At 23.5% G+C, this 2,322-nt stretch carries 3 protein-coding genes; all 3 read left to right on the top strand.

The window, feature by feature from the left end; translation table 11 throughout:
- On the top strand, positions 1 to 643 hold a 643-nt coding region (locus CLTHE_RS15030), incomplete at its 5' end, for a GNAT family N-acetyltransferase (RefSeq protein ID WP_143324098.1).
- Positions 644 to 737: 94 nt separating this feature from the next.
- Positions 738 to 2,075, top strand: coding sequence for a tRNA (N6-isopentenyl adenosine(37)-C2)-methylthiotransferase MiaB (miaB, locus tag CLTHE_RS15025; protein WP_080024112.1), 1,338 nt, complete (start codon positions 738 to 740; stop codon positions 2,073 to 2,075).
- A gap of 58 nt (positions 2,076 to 2,133) precedes the next feature.
- The coding region (locus CLTHE_RS15020; protein WP_143324097.1) for a hypothetical protein at positions 2,134 to 2,322 on the top strand (189 nt) is incomplete at its 3' end.

Raw genomic sequence — 2,322 nt, 5'->3', positions numbered from 1 at the left:
ATATAAAATTTTGAATATAGAAATAGATTTTAAATATTTACATTTATTAGATTTAAATATTATAAGTAAATTAAAAAATTCATTTCTTTTATATGAATGCTTAGATACTTATGAAAATAATATTATTATGCAAAACAATAAATTTAATTTAATAAAAAATATAAACTTAATGAAAAAGAAAATTGGTACTACTGATATTTTATTTAGTGTAAGTAAATCAATATCATTTAAAGAGTTTAAAATTGGTGTTGATGAGAAGTTACGTTGTTTAATACAAAATGATATATTTTATAATATAGATAGAGTTCCATTAAAAGTATCTGATATTTATTTAGAGGAAAAACAAGATTACTATATAAATAAATTTTCAAAATTTATTTATTATAAAGATGAGCCAATTGGGTATGGTCAGATAATACGAAAAAATAGTACATTTTTACTTGTTAATTTTGGAATTATTTCTAAATTTAGAGGAAAAGGGTTTGGAAAAATATTATTAGAACATTTATGCTATGAATGTAATAAAGAAAATATAGAAGAGCTATATATACAAGTTGGTACTGATAATTTTAGAGCTATTAGACTGTATAATAAATGTAAATTTAAATTATATGGGAAAATGAATATATGGGTAAGAGATTAATTTTTAATTAATAACATATATTTTATCCAAGCTTTATACTTAAGAATTATTATGATATAATACTTAAGTAATTTATAAACATGGAGGAAATTTAATGAGTAATGATAAGTTAAATAAAACATACTTTATAGCTACTTATGGTTGCCAAATGAATGAAGAAGATTCAGAAAAACTTTCAGGTATGCTTAAAAGATTTGGATATACAAGAACAGAAGAAAGAGATACTGCAGATATAATAATATTTAATACTTGTTGTGTTAGAGAAAATGCTGAAAATAAAGTTTTTGGAAATCTTGGAGCTATAAAAAAGCTTAAGGAAAAAAATCCTAATCTTATAATTGCAATATGCGGATGCATGATGCAACAAATAGGGATGGCAGATAAAGTTCTAAAAACATTCCCATTTGTAGATATAATATTTGGAACTCATAATGCATATAAATTCCCTGAATATTTAACAAGAGTTCAAACAGAAGGAGTTCAAATAAAAGAAATTCTTGATAAAGAAACTGAAATAGTTGAAGGAATTCCTATAGATAGAGAAAGTTCTGTAAAAGCATTTGTTACTATAATGTATGGTTGTAATAATTTCTGTACATATTGTATTGTTCCTTATGTCCGTGGAAGAGAGAGAAGTAGAAAATCAGAAGATATAATAAATGAAATTAAAGATTTAGTTTCTAAGGGATATAAAGAAATAACTATTTTAGGTCAAAATGTAAATTCTTACGGTAAAGGGCTTGAAGAAGACATAAATTTTGCTAAACTTCTTAGAAAAATAAATGAAGTAGAAGGTTTAGAAAGATTAAGATTTATGACATCTCATCCTAAAGATTTAACAGAAGAAGTTATTTATGCAATAAGAGATTGTGATAAAATATGTGAACAAATACATCTTCCAGTTCAAAGTGGATCAGATAGACTATTAAAAGTTATGAATAGACATTATGACCGTGAAAGATATTTATATTTAATTGATTTAATAAAAAAAGAAATTCCAGATGTTACTATAACAACAGATATAATAGTAGGATTCCCTGGCGAAACTGAAGAAGACTTCCAAGATACTTTAGATTTAGTAGATAAAGTAAAATACGATTCAGCATTTATGTTTATATATTCAAGAAGAAATAATACACCTGCTGATAAAATGGAAAATCAAATTCCAGATGATATAAAACATGAAAGATTTAATAGATTAGTTGATCTTGTAAATAAAAATATTGCTATTAGTAATAAAAAATATGAAGGAACTGTACAAGAAGTTTTAGTTGAAGGAGTTAGTAAAAATGATGAATCTAAACTTTCAGGTAGAACTAGAAATGGTAAACTTGTTAATTTTGAAGGATCTATGGATTCAATAGGAAAATTAGTTAATGTAGAAATAAACAGAGCTCAACCATTCTCACTTGTTGGTAAACAAATAGATTAATTTATCTTAAGGATAGCTAATTTGCTATCCTTAATTTTTAATAAAAGAGGAGATATCTATGATAAGAAATAATTTTTCAGATGGTTTTTTTAAAAGTACTTCAGGTACTAAATTTTCATATGGGAAAGATATATACGAAAATGATTTAATAGAAAATTTAGAATATAAAATACTTGGAAATAATAAAATAACTATAAGCTCTAATGTTATTTCAGAAAATCTTTATAATACTTATAATGTATATATT

The organism is Clostridium thermobutyricum DSM 4928 (genome assembly GCF_002050515.1).
Lineage (GTDB): Bacteria > Bacillota > Clostridia > Clostridiales > Clostridiaceae > Clostridium > Clostridium thermobutyricum.
Note: the sequence above shows the minus strand (reverse complement) of the source record. Positions and strands in the feature narration are given on the sequence as shown.

Bases quoted from the DNA above. Each gene is read 5' to 3' on its own strand.
- miaB (WP_080024112.1), top strand. From the start codon at position 738: ATGAGTAATGATAAGTTAAATAAAACATACTTTATAGCTACTTATGGT.